14 protein-coding genes are annotated in these 18,879 nt (G+C 72.3%); 5 read left to right on the top strand and 9 right to left on the bottom strand.

Annotated features, from left to right (window positions below):
• Positions 1–131: 131 nt before the first annotated feature.
• Complete coding sequence (locus ACZ6S8_RS04135; protein WP_469452262.1) at positions 132–2,348, top strand: terpene synthase family protein; 2,217 nt, start codon at positions 132–134, stop codon at positions 2,346–2,348.
• Between the two features lie 131 nt (positions 2,349–2,479).
• Here ACZ6S8_RS04135 and ACZ6S8_RS04130 read toward each other — a convergent pair whose 3' ends face one another.
• The 7 genes from ACZ6S8_RS04130 to ACZ6S8_RS04100 all read right to left on the bottom strand — a co-directional run bounded on the left by ACZ6S8_RS04130 (position 2,480) and on the right by ACZ6S8_RS04100 (position 12,317).
• Positions 2,480–3,715 (bottom strand): GNAT family N-acetyltransferase, encoded by a 1,236-nt coding sequence (locus tag ACZ6S8_RS04130; protein WP_469452260.1) that lies wholly within the window; start codon positions 3,713–3,715, stop codon positions 2,480–2,482.
• 88 nt (positions 3,716–3,803) lie between these two features.
• Positions 3,804–5,066 (bottom strand): YncE family protein, encoded by a 1,263-nt coding sequence (locus ACZ6S8_RS04125; protein WP_469452258.1) that lies wholly within the window; start codon positions 5,064–5,066, stop codon positions 3,804–3,806.
• A 181-nt stretch (positions 5,067–5,247) separates the two neighbouring features.
• Positions 5,248–6,399: an XdhC family protein gene (locus ACZ6S8_RS04120; protein WP_469452256.1), complete on the bottom strand. Its 1,152-nt coding sequence runs from the start codon at positions 6,397–6,399 to the stop codon at positions 5,248–5,250.
• Between the two features lie 71 nt (positions 6,400–6,470).
• Entirely contained in the window at positions 6,471–7,934 is a 1,464-nt protein-coding gene (locus tag ACZ6S8_RS04115; RefSeq protein WP_469452254.1) for an NCS2 family permease, read from the bottom strand.
• Positions 7,935–8,407: 473 nt separating this feature from the next.
• Complete coding sequence (locus tag ACZ6S8_RS04110) at positions 8,408–10,810, bottom strand: xanthine dehydrogenase family protein molybdopterin-binding subunit (RefSeq protein ID WP_469452252.1); 2,403 nt, start codon at positions 10,808–10,810, stop codon at positions 8,408–8,410.
• Positions 10,811–10,812: 2 nt separating this feature from the next.
• Positions 10,813–11,421: a (2Fe-2S)-binding protein gene (locus tag ACZ6S8_RS04105; protein ID WP_469452250.1), complete on the bottom strand. Its 609-nt coding sequence runs from the start codon at positions 11,419–11,421 to the stop codon at positions 10,813–10,815.
• Positions 11,422–11,423: 2 nt separating this feature from the next.
• Positions 11,424–12,317, bottom strand: a complete 894-nt coding sequence (locus ACZ6S8_RS04100; protein ID WP_469452248.1) for an FAD binding domain-containing protein — start codon at positions 12,315–12,317, stop codon at positions 11,424–11,426.
• A gap of 254 nt (positions 12,318–12,571) precedes the next feature.
• Between ACZ6S8_RS04100 and ACZ6S8_RS04095 the strand changes: the two genes are divergently transcribed.
• Both ACZ6S8_RS04095 and ACZ6S8_RS04090 read left to right on the top strand, forming a co-directional pair.
• Entirely contained in the window at positions 12,572–14,251 is a 1,680-nt protein-coding gene (locus ACZ6S8_RS04095; protein WP_469452246.1) for a PucR family transcriptional regulator, read from the top strand.
• A gap of 165 nt (positions 14,252–14,416) precedes the next feature.
• Positions 14,417–15,196, top strand: coding sequence for a hypothetical protein (locus ACZ6S8_RS04090; protein WP_469452244.1), 780 nt, complete (start codon positions 14,417–14,419; stop codon positions 15,194–15,196).
• A 49-nt stretch (positions 15,197–15,245) separates the two neighbouring features.
• Here the strand turns inward: ACZ6S8_RS04090 and ACZ6S8_RS04085 are convergent, their stop codons facing one another.
• A complete protein-coding gene (locus ACZ6S8_RS04085) occupies positions 15,246–15,944 on the bottom strand; it encodes a GntR family transcriptional regulator (protein ID WP_469452243.1) in 699 nt (232 codons plus the stop codon).
• Between the two features lie 131 nt (positions 15,945–16,075).
• Between ACZ6S8_RS04085 and ACZ6S8_RS04080 the strand changes: the two genes are divergently transcribed.
• Together ACZ6S8_RS04080 and ACZ6S8_RS04075 are read left to right on the top strand one after the other, a co-directional pair.
• A complete protein-coding gene (locus tag ACZ6S8_RS04080; protein WP_469452241.1) occupies positions 16,076–16,936 on the top strand; it encodes a (2Fe-2S)-binding protein in 861 nt (286 codons plus the stop codon).
• A 254-nt stretch (positions 16,937–17,190) separates the two neighbouring features.
• Positions 17,191–18,276, top strand: a complete 1,086-nt coding sequence (locus ACZ6S8_RS04075; RefSeq protein WP_469452239.1) for a DUF2637 domain-containing protein — start codon at positions 17,191–17,193, stop codon at positions 18,274–18,276.
• 51 nt (positions 18,277–18,327) lie between these two features.
• Here the strand turns inward: ACZ6S8_RS04075 and ACZ6S8_RS04070 are convergent, their stop codons facing one another.
• Positions 18,328–18,759, bottom strand: a complete 432-nt coding sequence (locus ACZ6S8_RS04070) for an ATP-binding protein (protein ID WP_469452238.1) — start codon at positions 18,757–18,759, stop codon at positions 18,328–18,330.
• Between the last annotated feature and the right edge of the window lie 120 nt (positions 18,760–18,879).

Genomic DNA, 18,879 nt, shown 5'->3' with positions numbered 1-18,879 from the left:
ACGGCGCGTCCGTCACCTGAAGCGGTGAACTACCCCTTAGCCCGGCTGCATCAGGGGTAGGGCACTGCTGATCTCGTGCGGGGGCCGGGCCCAACCGGCCCCGCACCCATGGACGAAGGGCCGACCCTGCCGTGACGCAGCCGTTTCAACTGCCGGATTTCTATGTGCCTTATCCGGCGCGACTGAACCCCCACCTGGAGGACGCGCGGGTACACACCAAGACGTGGGCGCGGGACCTCGGAATGCTGGAGGGCTCCGGCGTCTGGGAGGAGAGCGATCTCGACTCGCACGACTACGCGCTGCTCTGCTCGTACACGCACCCCGACTGCGACAGCGAGGCGCTGTCGCTGGTCACCGACTGGTACGTGTGGGTGTTCTTCTTCGACGACCACTTCCTGGAGATGTACAAGCGCTCGCAGGACCGTGACGGCGCCAAGGCGTACCTCGACAGGCTCGCGGCCTTCATGCCCATGGACCTGTCCGACGGGTTCCCCGAGCCCACCAACCCGGTCGAGGCCGGGCTCGCCGACCTGTGGGCGCGGACCGTGCCGGCGATGTCCGCGCACTGGCGGGAACGGTTCTTCGAGTCCACGAAGAACCTCCTCGACGAGTCGATGTGGGAACTCGCCAACATCAACATCGGACGGGTGTCGAACCCCCTCGAATACATCGAGATGCGCCGCAAGGTGGGCGGCGCCCCCTGGTCGGCCGGACTCGTCGAGTACGTCTCCGCCGAGGTTCCGGCGCGCGTGGCCCACTCGCGCCCGCTCGGAGTGCTGCGCGACTCCTTCTCCGACGCCGTCCACATCAGGAACGACATCTTCTCCTACGAGCGCGAGGTCGCCGACGAGGGCGAACTCTCCAACGCCATCCTGGTGTTGGAGACCTTCCTCGGCTGCTCCACCCAGGAGGCCGCCGAGGCCTCCAACGACCTGCTCACCTCCCGCCTCCAGCAGTTCGAGCAGACCGCCCTCGCCGAGCTGCCCCAGCTGTTCGCCGACCACGCCATGGACCCGGCCGAGATCGCGGCCGTCCTGGCCTACGCCAAGGGCCTCCAGGACTGGCAGTCCGGCGGTCACGAGTGGCACATGGTCTCCAGCCGCTACATGAACAAGGGGGCCAAGGCCACCGCGCCGCTCACCCTCCCCTTCCTTCCGGCCGGGCTCGGCACCACCGCGCTCGACCTCCGGTCGGTCTTCAACCGGCGCTCCGTGGAGCTGCGCCGGCGCTCCTTCACCCACGTCCCGTTCGAGAAGACGGGCCCCTCCGTCATCCCCGACATCTACATGCCGCACCCGCTGACCCTCAGCCCCCACCTGGCGCACGCGCGCGAGGAGTCGGTGGCGTGGTGCGGGCGGATGGGCATGCTGGACCCCCAGCCGGGCGACCCCGGCTCGGCGATCTGGAACGAACAGAAGCTGCGGGGCTACGACTTCGCGGTCTGCTCGGCGGGGATCGACCCCGACGCCACCCCGGAGGCGCTCGTCCTGAACGCCTGCTGGCTGAGCTGGGGCACGTACGGGGACGACTACTACCCGGTGGTCTTCGCCCAGGCCAGGAACCTGCCCGCCGCGAAGGCGGCCACGGCGCGCCTGATCGCCATGATCCCCGTGGACCACTCCGAGCAGGCCGTCCCGGCGACGGCCATGGAGCGCGGACTCGGCGACCTGTGGGTGCGTACGAGCGCCGGCATGTCCACGCAGCAGCGGACCGAGTTCCGCGCCACCCTGGTGGACATGCTGGATGCCTGGCTCTGGGAGGTGGACAACCAGATCCAGAACCGCATCCCGGACCCGGTGGACTACGCCGAGATGCGGCGCAGCACCTTCGGCAGCGGCCTGACGATGTACCTGTGCCGGCTCGGCCACCAGGGCCGGGGCATCCCGGAGGAGATCTACGCCTCCGGGACCATCCGGTCGCTGGAGAACGCCGTCTCGGACGCGGCCTGCCTGATCAACGACATCTACTCGTACCAGAAGGAGGTCGAGGTCGAGGGCGAGGTGCACAACTACGTGCTCGTCACCCGGAACTTCTTCGACATCGACTACCCGCGGGCGCTGCACATCTGCCACGCGCTGATGACGCAGCGCACCGAGGAGTTCGAGCACATCGTGGCGAACCAGCTGCCGCTGCTCTACGACGACTGGAAACTGAGCGCGGAGGCACGGGCCGCCCTCGACGCGTACGTCGGCGAGCTGAAGGACTGGCACGCGGGCATCCTCAACTGGCACCAGAAGATCGCCCGTTACCGTCCGCAGGACCTGCACGCGCTGCCCGACGGACTGTCCACCGGCGTCTGGGCATCGGACTTCGGCATGTCCGCGGCCCGCATCTCGCTGCCCGTGTAGTCCTCGCGCCGTCCGGGGGCGGTGGTGGGGGCGGTCCGCTCGCCCGCCCCCGCCACCGCCCCCTCGGGCCCGGGCCCCCGCGGGTCCGGGCCCCTCCGGTCCGGGCGCCTCCGGTCCGGGCGCCGTACGCCTCAGAACTCGTCGGCGGTGTGCGGCAGCAGCCGCGTCCGCAGGGCCGCGTCCAGCGCCGCCGCCGCGCCCGGCGTGTGCTCGGCGACCAGTCCGGCGGCGACCAGCTCGGCGGCCCGGGTCCCGCCCAGGTAGCAGGAGGCCAGCTCCCGTACGTCCAGGGACAGGTCGGGGGCGGCGCGGGCCGGATCGAACGCGGCGCCGTCCGGGCCGGCATCGAGCCGGTACCGCCCGGCGTTCGCGGGGAGCCGCGCGTCGGTCAGCTCCAGCACCAGTTCCACCGGAGCGGCCCAGGAGCGCGCCGTCAGCGCCGCCCGTACGTCGACCAGCCGCAGCCAGAGCGCCGGGAACTGGGCGGTGACCCGCACCTGGTCCCGGTCGGCCGCGAAGTGGAGCAGCGGATCGTCGGCCGGGCGCCCCCAGGCACGGACCCGGCCGGTCAGGTCGAGGGCGGCGACGCATTCCCACAGGGCGGCGGCGACCGCCGGGCCGTCGGCCTCCAGCTCGTCGACGCGGACCAGCCCGAGGGTCCGCCCGGCACCGTCGCCGCCGCCCTCGGGCTTGGTCCGGTAGAGGACGTACCCGGCGACCGGCTCGCCCGGCTCCCCCAGGACGATGACCCGGGGCGGACCCAACTCCTCGTCCTCCTCGTCCTGTTCGGAGAGCCACTCCTCGGTCCAGCGTTCGGTGCCGCGGGTCGGGCGGCCGGCCCGCAGCCCTCGGGCGCGTTCGTGGAGGGGTCCGACGGCGGCGAGCGCCTCGTCCGGGTCGAGGAGCCGCAGCGGGCGCCGGTCGGGGGCGATGCGCAGGGCGAGCGGGCGGGTGGAGTCGATCTCGACGGTGACGCCGGTGGTGGCGCCGCCGAAGCCGAAGCGGCCGTAGATGGCGGCCTCGGAGGCCCAGAGCGCGGCGAGGGGCCGGCCCGCGTCCGCCGTGCGGCGCAGCTGCGCGGCCATCAGGGCGGTGAGGACCCCGCGCCGGCGGTGGGTGGGGGCGACGGACACGAAGGTGAGTCCGGGGCAGGGCAGGTCCGCGCCGGGTACGGAGAGGTGGAAGTCGTGCGCGGCCATGAACCCGACGAGGGAGCCGCCCTCGTACGCGCCGATCCGTTCGCAGCGGGTGAGGAGCGCGCGGTGCTTCTCCCGGCGCTCCTTCTCGGGCCGGTCGTGGAAGACCAGGTACGCGAGCTCCAGAGCACGGTCGATGTCGGACTCGGGTACCTCGCGGATGTCCACCATGATCGCGAGACTAATCGGTCATCGCGGACCGGTCACCCCATAGTGGCCGGATGTGCCCGCCCGGCGATCACGGGGCGACCGCGAAGGGTCAGCGCGCCGCGGGGCCGGTCCATCCGGCCGGGACGTGCCCGATCCGGACCCGCTGCGGGTGGTCCCCGACGGGGACGGAGACCCGCTTGAGGCCGGTCGCGAAGTCGATGGCGGTGACCTGGTCGGAGCCGCTTTCGGAGATGACGCAGCCGGTGCCGTCTCCGTCGACGGTGGCCCAGTACGGCTTGTCGGCGGGCACCAGCGGCCCTTCGGCGAGGGTGGCCCGGTCCACCACGGTCGCGTAGTCGTCCATCGTGCCCGCGATGCAGAGGCTGCTGCCGTCCGGACTCATCGACATGCCGTGGTGCCGGGAGTCGTTGACCCAGGTGGTCCGGTCCGTGCTGGTGTCCGGGTTGCCGGGGAGGGTCTTGAGCCGGGTGATCCGGTCGCTGGCCACGTCGTACTCCAGGAAGCCGTTGAAGAACGACACCTGGAAGTACAGCTTCGACTCGTCCGGGCTGAAGGACACCGGCCGTACGGCGTCGGACAGGTCCGGGCGGCCGAAGGCGTCGAGGCGCTCGCGCATGTCGATGACGCGGACCGTGCGGAAGGTGTGCGCGTCGACGACGGTGATCTTCCGGTCGCCCTTCGTCCAGTCCAGCCACGGTGCGTCGAGGGCGGTGTTCACCTCGCCGATGGAGCTGTTCCAGAGGAACCGGCCGTCGCGCGTGAAGGTGTTCTCGTGCGGCTTGTCCCCGGTCCGGAAGGAGCCGAGCCCGCGGCCGGTCGCGATGTCGAGGACGTGGACGGTGTTGGCGGTCGAGGCGGAGACGGCCACGCGGGTCCCGTCGGGCGAGACCGCCATGTGGTCGGAGCGGAAACCGGCGACGGGAAAGCGCCAGTTGATCCTTCCCGAGCGTACGTCGATGGAGACGACGTCGGCGAAGCTGGGCCGGGAGACCACGACGGCGGCGCCGTCGGGGGTGGTGTACATGTCGTCCACGAACTGGTCGTGGCCCTCGCCGGCGGTTTCCCGGACGCCGAGGAAGAACGCGAGCCGGACGGGGTTGAGGTAGATCTCGCGGAGCCGCTCCGCCTTGTCGGGGATCACGTCGATCCGGCCGACCTTGCCGAGGTTCCCGGTGGAGTCCAGGACGTCGGCGGTCCCCTCCCAGTTGTTCCCGACGAAGAGCACCTCCCGCAGTCCGTCCGCGGGAGGGGCGGGTGCCGGCCCCGCGGCGGGAGCGGCTGTCGCCGGTCCCCCGGCGGCCAGCAGGGTGGCCGCGGCGAGCAGGCCCAGGGTGCGCAGGGTGCGTGACATCCGTTCGACTCCGATACGGGGAAGGGATGGAGAGGGTGCCTCCTGTTACCGGCCGGTAAGGTAGGGGAAACGGCGAAAGGGCGCAACCCCTGCGGGTGGCGCCCTTTTCTCACGTTCGGCGTTCAGCGGCCGGTGCCCGTGCCGGTGTCGATGCCCGTGCCGGTGTCGCGGGGTCCGCTCTTCAAGCGACGGAGCCTATGCGGCCGATCACCGTGCTGGAGACGTCGGGGTGGATCGGGATGTGCGCCCCGGTGAGCGCGACCCCGGTGCCGCCGCGGCGGTTGGCGACGATCTCGGCGGCGATGGACAGCGCGGTCTCCTCCGGGGAGCGGGCGCCGAGGTCCAGGCCGATCGGGGACCGCAGGCGGGCCAGTTCCAGCTCGGTCACGCCCACCTCGCGGAGCCGCTTGTTGCGGTCCTCGTGGGTGCGGCGGGAGCCCATGGCGCCGACGTAGGCGACGGGGAGGCGCAGGGCGGTTTCGAGGAGCGGGACGTCGAACTTGGCGTCGTGGGTGAGCACGCACAGGACGGTCCGCCCGTCGACCTCGGTGGCCTCCAGGTAGCGGTGGGGCCAGTCGACGACGATCTCGTCGGCCTCGGGGAAGCGGGCCTTCGTCGCGAAGACGGGCCGCGCGTCGCACACGGTGACCCGGTAGCCGAGGAACTTGCCGATGCGCACGAGGGCGGAGGCGAAGTCGATGGCGCCGAAGACGATCATGCGCGGGGGCGGGACGCTGGACTCGACCAGCACCTTGAGCGGCTCTCCGCAGAGCCTGCCGTCGGCCCCGACCTCCAGCACGCCGGTCCGGCCGGCGTCGAGCATGGCGCGGGCCTCTTCGGCGATGGTGCGGTCGAGCTCGGGGTGGCCGCCGAAGCCGCCCTCGTGTGCGCCCTCGGTACGGACGAGCACGGCGCGGCCCATGAGCTCGGCCGGCCCCTCGGCTATCCGGGCGACCGCGGCGGCCTCACCGCGGGCGGCGGCGGCCAGCGCGGCCGCGAGCACCTCCCGGGCGGCGGAGCCCACGGACACCGGGGTGACGAGGATGTCGATGATCCCGCCGCAGGTCAGACCCACGGCGAAGGCGTCGTCGTCGCTGTACCCGAAGCGCTCGGTGACGGTCTCGCCGTCCTCGAGCGCCTGCCGGCACAGCTCGTACACCGCGCCCTCCACGCATCCGCCGGACACCGAGCCGATCGCCGTGCCCTCGCCGTCGACGGCGAGGGCGGCCCCGGGCTGCCGGGGCGCGCTCCCGCCGACCGCCACGACCGTGGCGACGGCGAAGTCACGTCCCTGCTCGACCCACCGGTTCAGTTCTTCGGCGATGTCCAGCATGGGGGCCTCCTCGGAGGGGTTCGGTTCCAGTATCGGATGCGTGGAGGGTCAGGTACGGATCATCGCCGGGCCTAGCCGACGCCGAGCCATCCCTCGATGGGGTGGAGGGCGAAGAAGACCAGGAAGATGCCGGTCAGCGCCCACATGAAGGCGCCGATCTCGCGCGCCTTGCCCTGCGCCACCTTGATGGCCACGTAGGAGATGACACCGGCGGCGACGCCGGCCGTGATCGAGTACGTGAAGGGCATGACCACGACGGTCAGGAAGACCGGGATGGCGGTCGCACTGTCGGCCCAGTCCACGTGGCGGGCGTTCTGCATCATCATCGCGCCGATGACGACGAGGGCGGCGGAGGCGACTTCACCGGGGACGATCTGCGTGATCGGGGTGAAGAAGAGGCAGGCGGCGAAGAACAGGCCGGTGACCACGGAGGCGAGACCCGTACGGGCGCCCTCGCCGACTCCGGTGGCCGACTCGACGAACACGGTCTGGCCGGAGCCGCCCGCGACGCCGCCGATGGCGCCGCCGGCGCCGTCGATGAACAGGGCCTTGGACAGGCCCGGCATGCGGCCCTTGTCGTCGGCGAGCTTGGCCTCGGTGCCGACGCCGATGATGGTGGCCATCGCGTCGAAGAAGCCGGCGAGCACCAGGGTGAAGACGATCATGCCGACGGTCATGTAGCCGACGTCGCCCCAGCCGCCGAAGCTGACGTCGCCGAAGAGCGAGAAGTCGGGCGGGGAGACCACGGAGCCGTCGAGCACCGGCGGGCCGTTCTTCCACGCCTTCGGGTCGATGTCCACGACGGCGTTGAGGATCGCGGCGAGGATGGTGCCGCCTACGATGCCGATCAGGATCGCGCCGGGCACCTTGCGGGCCTGGAGCATGAAGATGGCGATCAGGGTGATGGCGAAGAGCAGGACGGGCCAGCCGGAGAGCTCACCGGTGGCGCCGAGCTGGACGGGGGGCATGAACTCCCCGCCGTTGCCGACGAAGCCCGCCTTGACGAAGCCGATCAGGGCGACGAACAGGCCGATGCCCATGGTGATGGCGTGCTTGAGCGCGAGCGGGATCGCATTCATGATCATTTCTCGGAGGCCGGTGACGACCAGGAGACAGATCACGACGCCGTAGACCACGCACATGCCCATGGCCTGCGGCCAGGTCATCTGCGGGGCCACCTGCGAGGCCAGTACGCCGGACACGGAGAGGCCGGCGGCGAGGGCCAGCGGCACCTTTCCGACGAAGCCCATCAGCAGGGTGGTGACGGCCGCGGCGAACGCCGTGGCGGTGATGATCGCCGAGGCGGCCATCGTGGTGCCCTCGACGTCCTTGCCCGAGAGGAGCAGGGGGTTGAGGAGCAGGATGTACGCCATGGCCATGAAGGTCGTGATACCGCCACGAACCTCGTTGCCGACGTTGGATCCTCTGAGCGTTATGTGGAAGTACCGATCGAGCCAAGACCGTCCGGCGGGGTTCAGAGAGCCGTCGCCGGCCTCTTCCGCACTGGTCTTGGGCTCCACAGACGATTGGGTCATGGTGCCTAACTCCCAAGGTTCAAAGGGGCACCCGCATAAAGATTGGAGACGCGGGATTTGGGAAACTCCGTTGGCTGCACGACCCGGGGTGACGGCCCGAGGCGACGCGAATGTTCACTGCGTGTACTGCGGGTAGTGCGGGGGTTACCGCTGGTACTACATGGGGGGGGTCGCAGGGGTACTGCCGGGTGAAGGGACCGCGAGCGGTGCGGTACTTCGTGTACTCCGGGCGGTGTGGGTGGAAGTGTGACGTTCCCGGGTCACACCGCCCGGAGAGTCTTGGGGGGGGTGCGGGGGGGGGGGGGGCCCCCGCCCCCCCCCCCCGGGGGGGGGGCGGGGGGGGGGGGGGGGCCGCGGGGGGGGGGGTGTGTCACCACACCCGGCGGGCGCCCGGGCCCCCCGCGCCCCGCCCCCGGGGGGCCCCGCGCCCGCCCCCCCCCCCCCCCCCCCCCCCCCCCCCCCACCGCGCCGTCCTAGAGGGTGCCGGTGAGGGCTTCCGGACGGATCGGCGTCTTGTTGATCTCCAGACCGGTCGCCTGCCGGATCGCCGCGAGGACGGCCGGGGTGGACGAGAGGGTCGGGGCCTCGCCCATGCCGCGCAGGCCGTACGGCGCCTTCGGGTCGGCGAGCTCCAGGACGTCGACCGGGATGGTCGGGGTGTCGAGGATGGTCGGGATCAGGTAGTCCGTGAAGGAGGGGTTGCGCACCTTCGCGGTCTTCGGGTCCACGATGATCTCCTCCATGATCGCCACGCCGAGGCCCTGGGTGGTGCCACCCTGGATCTGGCCGACCACGGAGAGCATGTTGAGCGCCTTGCCGACGTCCTGGGCGGTCGCCAGCTCGACGACCTTGACCAGGCCCAGCTCGGTGTCCACCTCGACGACCGCGCGGTGCGCGGCGAAGGTGTACTGGACGTGCCCGTTGCCCTGGCCGGTGACCAGGTCGAAGGGCACGGTCGGGTGGTGGCGGTATTCGAGCTCGAGGTCGATGGCCTCGTCACCGAGGATCTCGGCGATGTCCGCGAGGACCTCGCCGCCGTCGGTGACGATCTTGCCGCCTTCGAGCAGCAGCTCGGCGGTCGCCCACGCGGGGTGGTACGAGCCGTTCTTGCGGCGGCCGATCTCCAGCAGGGCCTCGCGGACCGCCTCACAGGTGTTCTTCACCGCGCCACCGGTCATGTACGTCTGCCGCGAGGCGGACGTGGAACCGGCGGAGCCGACCTGGGTGTCGGCCGGGTGGATGGTCACCTGCGTGACGCCCAGCTCGGTACGGGCGATCTGCGCGTGGACGGTGATGCCGCCCTGGCCGACCTCCGCCATGGCCGTGTGGACCATCGCGACGGCCTCGCCGTTGATGACCTCCAGGCGCACGCGGGCGGTCGAGTAGTCGTCGAAGCCCTCGGAGAAGCCGACGTTCTTGATGCCGACCGCGTAGCCGACGCCGCGGACGACGCCCTCGCCGTGCGTGGTGTTGGAGAGGCCGCCGGGCAGCGCGCGGACGTCCGCGCCCTCACCGGCCGACTCCCACTGGCGCTCCGGCGGCAGCGGACGGGACTTCACGCGGCGGAGCAGCTCGGCGACGGGCGCCGGGGCGTCCACGACCTGGCCGGTGGGCATGACCGTGCCCATCTCCATGGCGTTCAGCTGGCGGAACTCGACCGGGTCCATGCCCAGCTTCGCCGCGAGCTTGTCCATCTGGGCCTCGTACGCGAAGCAGGCCTGGACGGCGCCGAAGCCGCGCATCGCGCCGCAGGGCGGGTTGTTCGTGTAGAGCGCGATCGCCTCGATGTCCACGTCCTCCAGGACGTACGGACCCACCGAGAGGGAGGACGCGTTGCCCACGACCGCCGGGGAGGCGGACGCGTAGGCGCCGCCGTCCAGGACGATCTTGCACTTCATGTGCGTGAGCTTGCCGTCCTTGGTGGCGCCGTGCTCGTAGTAGAGCTTCGCCGGGTGGCGGTGCACGTGGCCGAAGAAGGACTCGAACCGGTTGTAGACGATCTTGACCGGCTTGTTCGTGGCCAGGGCCAGGAGGCAGGCGTGGATCTGCATCGAGATGTCCTCGCGGCCGCCGAAGGCACCGCCGACGCCCGAGAGCGTCATGCGGACCTTCTCCGGCGGGAGGCCCAGGACCGGGGCGATCTGCTGGAGGTCCGAGTGCAGCCACTGGGTGGCCACGTACAGCTCGACGCCGCCGTCCTCGGAGGGCACGGCCAGGCCGGACTCCGGGCCGAGGAAGGCCTGGTCCTGCATGCCGAAGGTGTACTCGCCCTCGACGATGACGTCGGCGCGCTTGCGGGCCTCCTCCACGTTGCCGCGGATGATCGGCTGGCGGTGCACGATGTTCGGGTGCGGGACGTGACCGATGTGGTGGTCGTCGCGGCCCTCGTGGATCAGCGGCGCGCCCTCGGCGAGGGCGGAGGCCTCGTCCGTGACGAGCGGCAGCTCCCGGTAGTCGATCTTGATCTTGGCGGCCGCGCGGCGGGCGGTCTCCGGGTGGTCGGCGGCCACGAGGGCGACCGGCTCGCCGTGGTGGCGCACCCGTCCGTTGGCGAGGACCGGGGTGTCCTGGATCTCCAGGCCGTAGTTCTTCATCTCGGCCGGCAGGTCGTCGTACGTCAGCACCGAGTACACGCCGGGCATGGCGAGCGCCTCGGAGATGTCGATGGAGACGATCTCCGCGTGGGCGACGGTGCTGCGCAGCGTCTGGCCCCACAGCATGTCCTCGTGCCACATGTCCGAGGAGTACGCGAACTCACCGGTGACCTTGAGGGTGCCGTCCGGGCGGAGCGTGGACTCGCCGATGCCGCCCTTGTTGTGCTTCTGGCTGACGTTCGTCGGAGCGCCTGCGGGCACGGTGCGGGTGTTCTGAGCCATGGTCAGACCGCCTCTGACTGACGGGCGGCCGCGAGGCGGACCGCGTCGAGGATCTTCTCGTAACCCGTGCAGCGGCACAGGTTGCCGGACAGGGCCTCGCGGATGTCCTGGTCGGACGGGGAGGAGTTCTCCTCCAGCAGCGCGTCCGCCTGGACCAGGAGGCCCGGGGTGCAGAAGCCGCACTGGACGGCGCCGGCGTCGATGAACGCCTGCTGGATGGTGGAGAGCTCCACGCCCTCGCCGGTCTGCGAGTCACCGGGCTTGGCCTGCCACTGCTTGGCCGCGTCCAGGGTGACGCCGCCCTTGCCGCCGCAGCCGCCGCCGGTGCCACAGGCACCGCCGTGGCCGTGCTCCTCGCGCTGCTTGGAGAATTCCGCCAGGCCCTCGACGGTCACGACGTCGCGGCCCTCGACCTGGCCGGCGGCCACGAGACAGGAACAGACCGGCACGCCGTCGAGGCGGACGGTGCAGGAACCGCACTCGCCCTGCTCACAGGCGTTCTTCGAACCGGGCAGGCCCATGCGCTCGCGCAGGACGTAGAGGAGGGACTCGCCCTCCCAGACGTCGTCTGCTTCCTGCGGACGGCCGTTGACAGTGAAATTGACGCGCATGATTACGCAGCCCCTTCAAGCGAGCGGCCGGTGGTGCCGCGGTACTGCTCCCAGGTCCAGACGAGCTGGCGGCGAGCCATGATGCCGACCGCGTGACGGCGGTACTTCGCCGTGCCGCGGACGTCGTCGATCGGGTTGGCCGCGCCGGAGGCGAGGTCACCGAACTGCTTGGCGATCGACGGGGTGACGACCTTGCCGGACTCCCAGAAGCCGCCCTCTTCGAGCGCGGCGTTCAGGAACTCCTCGGCGGCCTTCGCCCGGATCGGGGTCGGCGCGGCCGACCCGATGCCGGTGCGGACCGTGCGGGTCTCCGGGTGCAGCGCCAGGCCGAACGCGCAGACCGCGATGACCATCGCGTTGCGGGAGCCGACCTTGGAGTACTGCTGGGGGCCGTCCGCCTTCTTGATGTGGACGGTCTTGATGAGCTCGTCGGCGGCGAGCGCGTTGCGCTTCACGCCGGTGTAGAACTCGTCGATCGGGATCAGGCGGGAGCCGCGTACGGACTCCACCTCGACCTCGGCACCGGCCGCGAGGAGCGCCGGGTGGGAGTCGCCGGCCGGAGAGGCGCAACCGAGGTTGCCTCCGACACCGCCGCGGTTGCGGATCTGCGGGGACGCGACCGTGTGCGAGGCGAGCGCGAGTCCCGGAAGCTCCGTGCGGAGGTTCTCCATGATCTGCGTGTACGGGACGGAGGCGCCCAGACGAACCACGTCCTCGCCGACCTCCCACTCCCGCAGGAGACCGATGCGGTTCAGGTCCAGGAGGTACTCCGGCCGACGGTGGTCGAAGTTGATCTCGACCATCACATCGGTGCCACCCGCAATCGGCACAGCTGTGGGGAACTCGGCCTTAGCGGCGAGCGCCTCCTCCCAGCTGGCGGGGCGAAGGAAGTCCATGTGCGGCTCTCTTCTTCTTAATCGGGTCGTTCACTTCAAGCCAGGAGGCCCAATGGCCCTCGACTGGTCGTTCACGTGCTGTTAACGCGGTGTGGAGTCAGTACACAAGCCGCGCGTCCCCCGGGTGCAGTCACCGAAACCATGAAGGAGTTGGCTGGGGACCTCCCTCGTCTTGTAGATTCGTATGAAAGGCAGGATGCGACGACCTGCCCGATTTCCAACGGCAACATTCGAGACAGATCGGCGGCGACATCATGCGGCTGCGCGCACTGCTGGAAACCGAGGCGCTGGGGCTGCGGCTGCTGGGCGGCGAGGATGAACTCGACCGGACGGTCCGCGGGGTCATGACGACCGACCTGCGGGACCCCAGCCGATACCTCTCCGGAGGCGAGCTCGTACTCACCGGCCTGGCCTGGCGAAGAAATTCGGCCGATTCCGAGCCGTTCGTACGAATCCTGGCGGGCGCGGGCGTGGCGGGCCTCGCCGCGGGCGAGGCCGAGCTCGGAGACATCCCGGACGACCTGGTCTCGGCCTGTCTGCGCAACCGCCTGCCCCTGTTCGCCGTGAACGAGGACGTTGCATTCGCCACCATCACCGAGTACGTGGTGCGCCAGGTCTCGGGGGAGCGCGCCGGGGACCTCGCGGCGGTCGTGGACCGCCACCGCCGCCTGATGACGTCGGGACCCGCCGGCGGCGGGCCGGACGTGGTGCTGGATCTGCTCACCACCGACCTCGATCTCCGGGCCTGGGTGCTGTCCCCCACGGGCCGGCAGATCGCCGGGGCGGGCGAGCCGCTGGCCCCGGGCGTCTGTGCGGCGCTGGCGAGCGAGCACCTCGCGGCGGTCCGGACGGGCCGCAGGGGCCCGCACCGGATCTCCATCCAGGGTATTACGTACTCGCTCTTCCCGATCAGGGGACACGGCCGCGGCGCGGCCGGTCCCGCCGTCCGCGACGTGCGCGAGAGCGTCCTGTCGGACTGGCTGCTGGCCGTCGAGGCCGACGCCGGCGACTGGCCCGCCGAGCGCCTGGACCTGCTGCAGGGCGTCACCCAGCTGATCGCCGTGGAGCGGGACCGGCGCGACGCGGCCCGTACGGTGCGCCGCCGCCTCGCCCAGGAGGTGCTGGAGCTGGTCCAGACGGGCGCCGCGCCCGCCGAGATCGCCGCCCGCCTGCGGGTCGCGGCCCCGGTGCTGCTGCCCGGGCTGGGCGGAGCGCCGCACTGGCAGGTCGTCGTGGCCCGGGTGGACTGGGACGGCGGCGACATCCCCGGGGGTCCGGTGGCGCAGTCGCTGCTGGAGGAGATCCTCGTCGACCCGACCCTGTCGGGACCCGAGCCCTCGGACCGGATCGCCGTGGCCCACGCGGGCGACGAGGCCATCGCCCTGGTGCCGCTGCCCGCGCTGTCCGGGGAGGCCGGGGAGGACAAGGGCCCCGATGCGGCGCTGCACGCCGACGAGCTCCTGGCCGTCGTGCGGGACCCGCTGCAGGCCGGCCTGGCCGACGACGGGCGGCTCACGCTGGGCGTCAGCGCGGCCGTGCACTCCGCCGAGGGGCTGCGCGGGGCGCTGGAGGAGGCGCGGCACGCCCGCCGGGTCGCCGCGGCGCGCCCGGGCCGGGTCTGCGCGGCGGGCCACCACGAGCTGGCCTCGCACGTCCTGCTGCTGCCGTTCGTGCCCGACGACGTGCGGCGCGCGTTCACGGCGCGGCTGCTGGACCCGCTGCGGGACTACGACCGTCGCCACCGGGCGGAGCTCATCCCGACGCTGGAGGCCTTCCTGGACTGCGACGGTTCGTGGACCCGCTGCGCGACGCGGCTGCACCTCCACGTCAACACGCTGCGGTACCGGGTCGGGCGAATCGAGCAGTTGACGGGACGGGACCTGTCCCGGCTGGAGGACAAGCTCGACTTCTTCCTCGCACTGCGCATGAGCTGAGGAGATCCGCTCCCGGACCGCACGGCCCGGGCCGGGGGCGGCTGATGATCCGTCCGGACTTTGTGAAAGAGTTCACCCGACCCCTTGGCCGGAGCCTCCGATCCGTGCTCTCATTTCGCCCCAGGGCTCAACGACGTGCTGCTTGGTTGCTTTGGGGAGGGCAATGTGGCGGATACCGCCATGTCCGGTGCCGGATCTACCGGGGGGGACGATCCCCTCCAGCGGGCGATATGGCGGCTGCGCTCGCGCGGCTGTTGGACCGACGCGGCGGCCCTGCTGACGCCGCACCTGAGCCACGCCGGAGCGGCCGTGCAGCGCACGGCGCTGCTGGTCGAGCGCTGTCTGTTCACCGGGCAGGGCTGGGCCGAGGCCGAGGACGCGCTGCGGGTCGCCGAGGCCGTCGCGCAGGACGACGACGACCGCGGGGCGGCCGCCTGCGAGCGGGGCCACCTGGCGTACGCCGCCACCGTGCTGGGCGTGCGCGACCGGGCCGACGAGGCCCGCTCGGCGCTGGGCCGGGCAGCCGCCCTGCTCTCCCCCGGGTCCCGGACCCGGCCGCTGCTGGACTTCCGGCGCGGGCTCGTGGCCGAGCACCTGGCGGACGCCCCGCAGTCGGCCCGCCCGGCGTACCACCGGGCGCACGCGGGCGCGGAGGCCCACGGCGACACGCTGCTGCTCTCGTTCACCTGGCGGCACCTGGCCGCGCTGGCGCTGCGCGACGGCGAGGTGGCCGAGGCCCGCCGGGGCTTCACGGAGTCGCTGCGGATCCGGGAGGAACTGGGCTTCCTGATCGGTACGGCCCCGGCGCTGGCCGCCCTGGCCGAGGCCGAGCCGGAGCCCGAGGCGGCCCGGCTGCGCGCGGAGGCCCGCCGGCTCTTCCACCTGCTGGGGGGCATTCCCACCTGGCTGGCGGACCAGCTCCACCCGGACCCGGCTCCCGCTTAGGGGGTGGCGCGGGCCGGTCGTACGGGGGCCGGGTCGGCCCGCGCCCCCGTCAGCCGGTCGAGCCCGCGAAGTGCTCCCGTACGAGTGACTCCACCACCGGGAGGTCGCCCGCGATCAGGGCCTCCAGCAGCGCCGTGTGCTCGGCCGCGTCGGCGACCAGTTCGGCGCGGCGCACCCGCGGGGCCCCCGGCAGGGGCCACTGGGCGCGGCGGTGGAGCTCCCCCGCCACCTGGACCAGCTGGTCGTTGCCGGCCAGCGCGAGCACCTCGCGGTGGAACGCCCGGTCGGCCTCCGCGTACCCGGGCAGGTCGCCGAGCGCGGCGGCGGCGGCCGTGGCGGCGGCCGCGGGCCGCAGGGCCTCCCACCCGGCCGCGGGCACGTCGCGGGCCAGCCGGAGCATCACGGGGACCTCCAGCAGGGCCCGCACCTCGGCCAGCTCGGCCAGCTCGCGCGGGGTGCGCGACAGGACGCGGAAGCCCCGGTTCGGCAGGCACTCCACCGCCCCCTCCAGGGCCAGCTGCTGCATCGCCTCGCGCACGGGGGTCGCCGACACGCCGAAACGTTCACCCAGGGCCGGGCCCGAGTAGATCTCCCCCGGCTCCAGTGCGCCGTCGACCAGCGCGGCCCGGAGCGCGTCGAGGACCTGTCCGCGCACCGAATGGCGCAGCACCTTCTGCGGTATCTTCTGCGCCGGAATCGACGGCCGGGCAGCCTCCGCATCGCCCCTGGCCTGCGCCGCCTCGTGCACTCGGTCCTCCTCACAGGTCTCGACCTGTTCTGAGAATAGGGGACGGCGCGCGAGGCGTGAGGGTACGGTTCACTCTCAGTCGGGTAAGGTAAGGCTAACCTCTTAACGATCGCTTGAATCGGTGGTCCCCCATGACCGTCACGGTCCTCGGCGCCTCGCCGCGCGTCACACCCGCCACGGACGGCTCTCCGGTGGCGGATGCGTACGCACGCCTGGCCGAGGTCTACGGCGGGCTCAGGGTCGTCGAGCCGGCCGCACACGAACCCGTCCCTCGCGGTGTGGGATGGGTCGGCGCGGACGAGCTCGCGGCCGGGGGGCCCGCGCTCGACGCCTTCCTCGCCTGGGACAACGCCCAGGTGCTGAAGGACTACGGGCACCAGGCGCGCCCCGACGTGGTGGCGAGCTTCGGCCTGCACCGGTACGCGTGGCCCGCGTGCCTGCTGATCACCCTGCCGTGGTTCCTCCACCGGCGGGTGCCGGACCTCCCCGTGTCGGGGGTCACCTTCCACCGGACGCTCGGCCGGATGGCCGTGCGCGTCGGCGGTTTCGCCTGCCTGCCGGACGATCCGGCGGCCGCTCTCCCCGGGGCCCGGGTCGTGCCCGACGAGGAGGCGCTGCGCGACGAGGTGCGGGCCGCGGTGGCCCGGCACCTCGGACCGGTGCTGGAAGGTTTCGGCCCGCGCATGCGGCGCGGCCGCCGCGCCCTGTGGGGCATGGTCACCGACGAGGTCGTCGAGAGTCTCTGGTACGTCGGAACGCTGCTCGGCGAGGAGCAGCGGGCCATGGCCGAGCTGGAGGCGTTGCTGCCGGGCTCGACCGCCCCCTACACCGGCGGCGCGGGCTTCCGTACGCTCACGGGCCCCGACGGCACGGAGCTGCCCACCCGGGACCGGGCCAGCTGTTGCTTCTTCTACACGATCCGCCCCGACGACACCTGCGTGACCTGCCCCCGAACCTGCGACGCGGACCGCGTCGCCCGGCTCACGGCCTAGCTTCCGGCCCGTCACGGCGGGCCGGGTACCGGCCGGCGGGCCTCCCCGCACCGAACCCACCCGCGGGGGTGACCGTGATTCGAACTGGGCTCAGCTCGCACGGGCGTCAGTTCGAAACACAACACCCTATCCGGCGGGCCCCGCCCCCCGATGGCGTCCACTTGCCCCGAAACCCGCGTGTACGGCGGACCGGCTGCGCCACTATGGCGCCCGGAAAGCCGCACGACCGCAGACGCGAGGCAAGGGACATCCGCATGAGACTGACCGACATATCGCTGGACTGGCTGCTGCCCGGCAGCCTGCTGATCCTGGGCGTGCTTGCGGCAGTTGCGGTACTGGCCCGGGGGAAGCGCGAGAACGAGAAGGCCGCGGCCGAGGACAGCTGGGAGCGCAGCGAGGAGCGACGGCGCCGCAAGGAGGCCGTGTACGGGACCGCCTCGTACGTCCTGCTCTTCTGCTGCGCGGCGGTCGCCGCGGCGCTCTCCTTCCACGGGCTGGTCGGCTTCGGCCGGCAGAACCTCAACCTCACCGGGGGCTGGGAGTACCTCGTCCCCTTCGGGCTCGACGGCGCCGCCATGTTCTGTTCGGTGCTCGCCGTCCGCGAGGCCAGCCACGGCGACGCGGCCCTGGGCTCGCGCATGCTGGTCTGGCTGTTCGCGGGGGCGGCCGCGTGGTTCAACTGGGTGCACGCGCCCAGGGGTCTGGGCCACGACGGGGCTCCGCAGTTCTTCGCCGGGATGTCGCTCTCGGCGGCGGTCCTCTTCGACCGGGCCCTGAAGCAGACCCGCCGGGCGGCGCTGCGCGAACAGGGGCTGATCCCCCGGCCGCTGCCGCAGATCCGGATGGTCCGGTGGCTGCGGGCGCCCCGGGAGACCTTCGGCGCGTGGTCCCTGATGCTGCTGGAGGGGGTCCGCACCCTCGACGAGGCCGTGGACGAAGTGCGCGAGGACAAGAAGGAGAAGGAGAACGACCGGCACCGCCGGCGCGAGCAGCACCGTCTGGACCGCGCCCACATCAAGGCACTGGGCCGGCAGAACAGGGCGTTCGGGCGGACCCGCGCCCGCGAGGGCGACGTGCCGGGACTGCCCCCCGGACCGGGCTCCGCGCCGGTCGGCGCGGAGCCGGCCATAGCGGACCCGGGACAGCTGACCCCGCCGCCCCGGCTGCCGCTGGGAGGGAGCGCCGCACGGCCCTCCCTGCAGGCGGTGTCGGGCTCCGAACCACATGAGGTGACCGGGCCCCGGACGGTGGACCTCACCGCCGAGGACGACACCCAGACCATTCCCCGGCTCGACTCCCTGGAGCGCAAACTGAAGGATCTGGAGCAGCAGTTCGGCTGACGCAACGCCCGGCTGGCGGGGCCCCGTCGGCGCCGCGCGGGGCCCGCTCGTTCAGGCGGGCCCCGCGCCGTACGCCGCCTCGCACCCGGGGGCACGGGTGGCGTGCAGCTCGAACCACACCACTTTGCCGCCGCCCGCGCCGGGCCCGTCGACGCCCCAGGCGTCGGCGAGCGCCTGCACCAGCACCAGGCCCCGTCCGTGCGTACCGTCGTCGGCGGTCGGTACGTGCGGGCGGGGGCGGCGGGCGGCGTGGTCGCGGACCTCCACCCGGAGGCCGGAGCCGCCGAGGCTGGCGGAGACCTCGGCGCCCTGGTCGGTGTGGACGAGGGCGTTGGTGACCAGTTCGGTGATCAGCAGCTCCGCCACGTCGGCGGCGTCGATCCGGCACCGGTGGCGCATCAACTCCCGTAACGCCCGGCGGACTTCGCCCACCGCCTTGAGGTCCGCCCGGCGCACGCTCCGCGTGATCCGCAGCGTGTCCACCGCTCCCCCGTCCTCGGCGCCGGTCGATGGTTCTCGCGGTACGGGCCGCCCCCTCTTCCACAGCTTTCCGGTCTTCGCCCCCACCCGCACGGCGATGTACCTCCCGCGTCCATGACTCTC

The sequence above is a fragment of the Streptomyces sp. NPDC048461 genome (assembly GCF_055587105.1).
Note: the sequence above shows the minus strand (reverse complement) of the source record. Positions and strands in the feature narration are given on the sequence as shown.

Excerpts from the sequence above, each read along its gene's own strand:
- ACZ6S8_RS04110 (WP_469452252.1), bottom strand. The coding sequence starts at position 10,810 with ATGGCTCAGAACACCCGCACCGTGCCCGCAGGCGCTCCGACGAACGTC.
- ACZ6S8_RS04115 (WP_469452254.1), bottom strand. The coding sequence starts at position 7,934 with ATGACCCAATCGTCTGTGGAGCCCAAGACCAGTGCGGAAGAGGCCGGC.
- ACZ6S8_RS04075 (WP_469452239.1), top strand. The coding sequence starts at position 17,191 with ATGAGACTGACCGACATATCGCTGGACTGGCTGCTGCCCGGCAGCCTG.
- ACZ6S8_RS04130 (WP_469452260.1), bottom strand. The coding sequence starts at position 3,715 with ATGGTGGACATCCGCGAGGTACCCGAGTCCGACATCGACCGTGCTCTG.
- ACZ6S8_RS04095 (WP_469452246.1), top strand. The coding sequence starts at position 12,572 with ATGCGGCTGCGCGCACTGCTGGAAACCGAGGCGCTGGGGCTGCGGCTG.
- ACZ6S8_RS04120 (WP_469452256.1), bottom strand. The coding sequence starts at position 6,399 with ATGCTGGACATCGCCGAAGAACTGAACCGGTGGGTCGAGCAGGGACGT.
- ACZ6S8_RS04105 (WP_469452250.1), bottom strand. The coding sequence starts at position 11,421 with ATGCGCGTCAATTTCACTGTCAACGGCCGTCCGCAGGAAGCAGACGAC.
- ACZ6S8_RS04100 (WP_469452248.1), bottom strand. The coding sequence starts at position 12,317 with ATGGACTTCCTTCGCCCCGCCAGCTGGGAGGAGGCGCTCGCCGCTAAG.
- ACZ6S8_RS04125 (WP_469452258.1), bottom strand. The coding sequence starts at position 5,066 with ATGTCACGCACCCTGCGCACCCTGGGCCTGCTCGCCGCGGCCACCCTG.
- ACZ6S8_RS04080 (WP_469452241.1), top strand. The coding sequence starts at position 16,076 with ATGACCGTCACGGTCCTCGGCGCCTCGCCGCGCGTCACACCCGCCACG.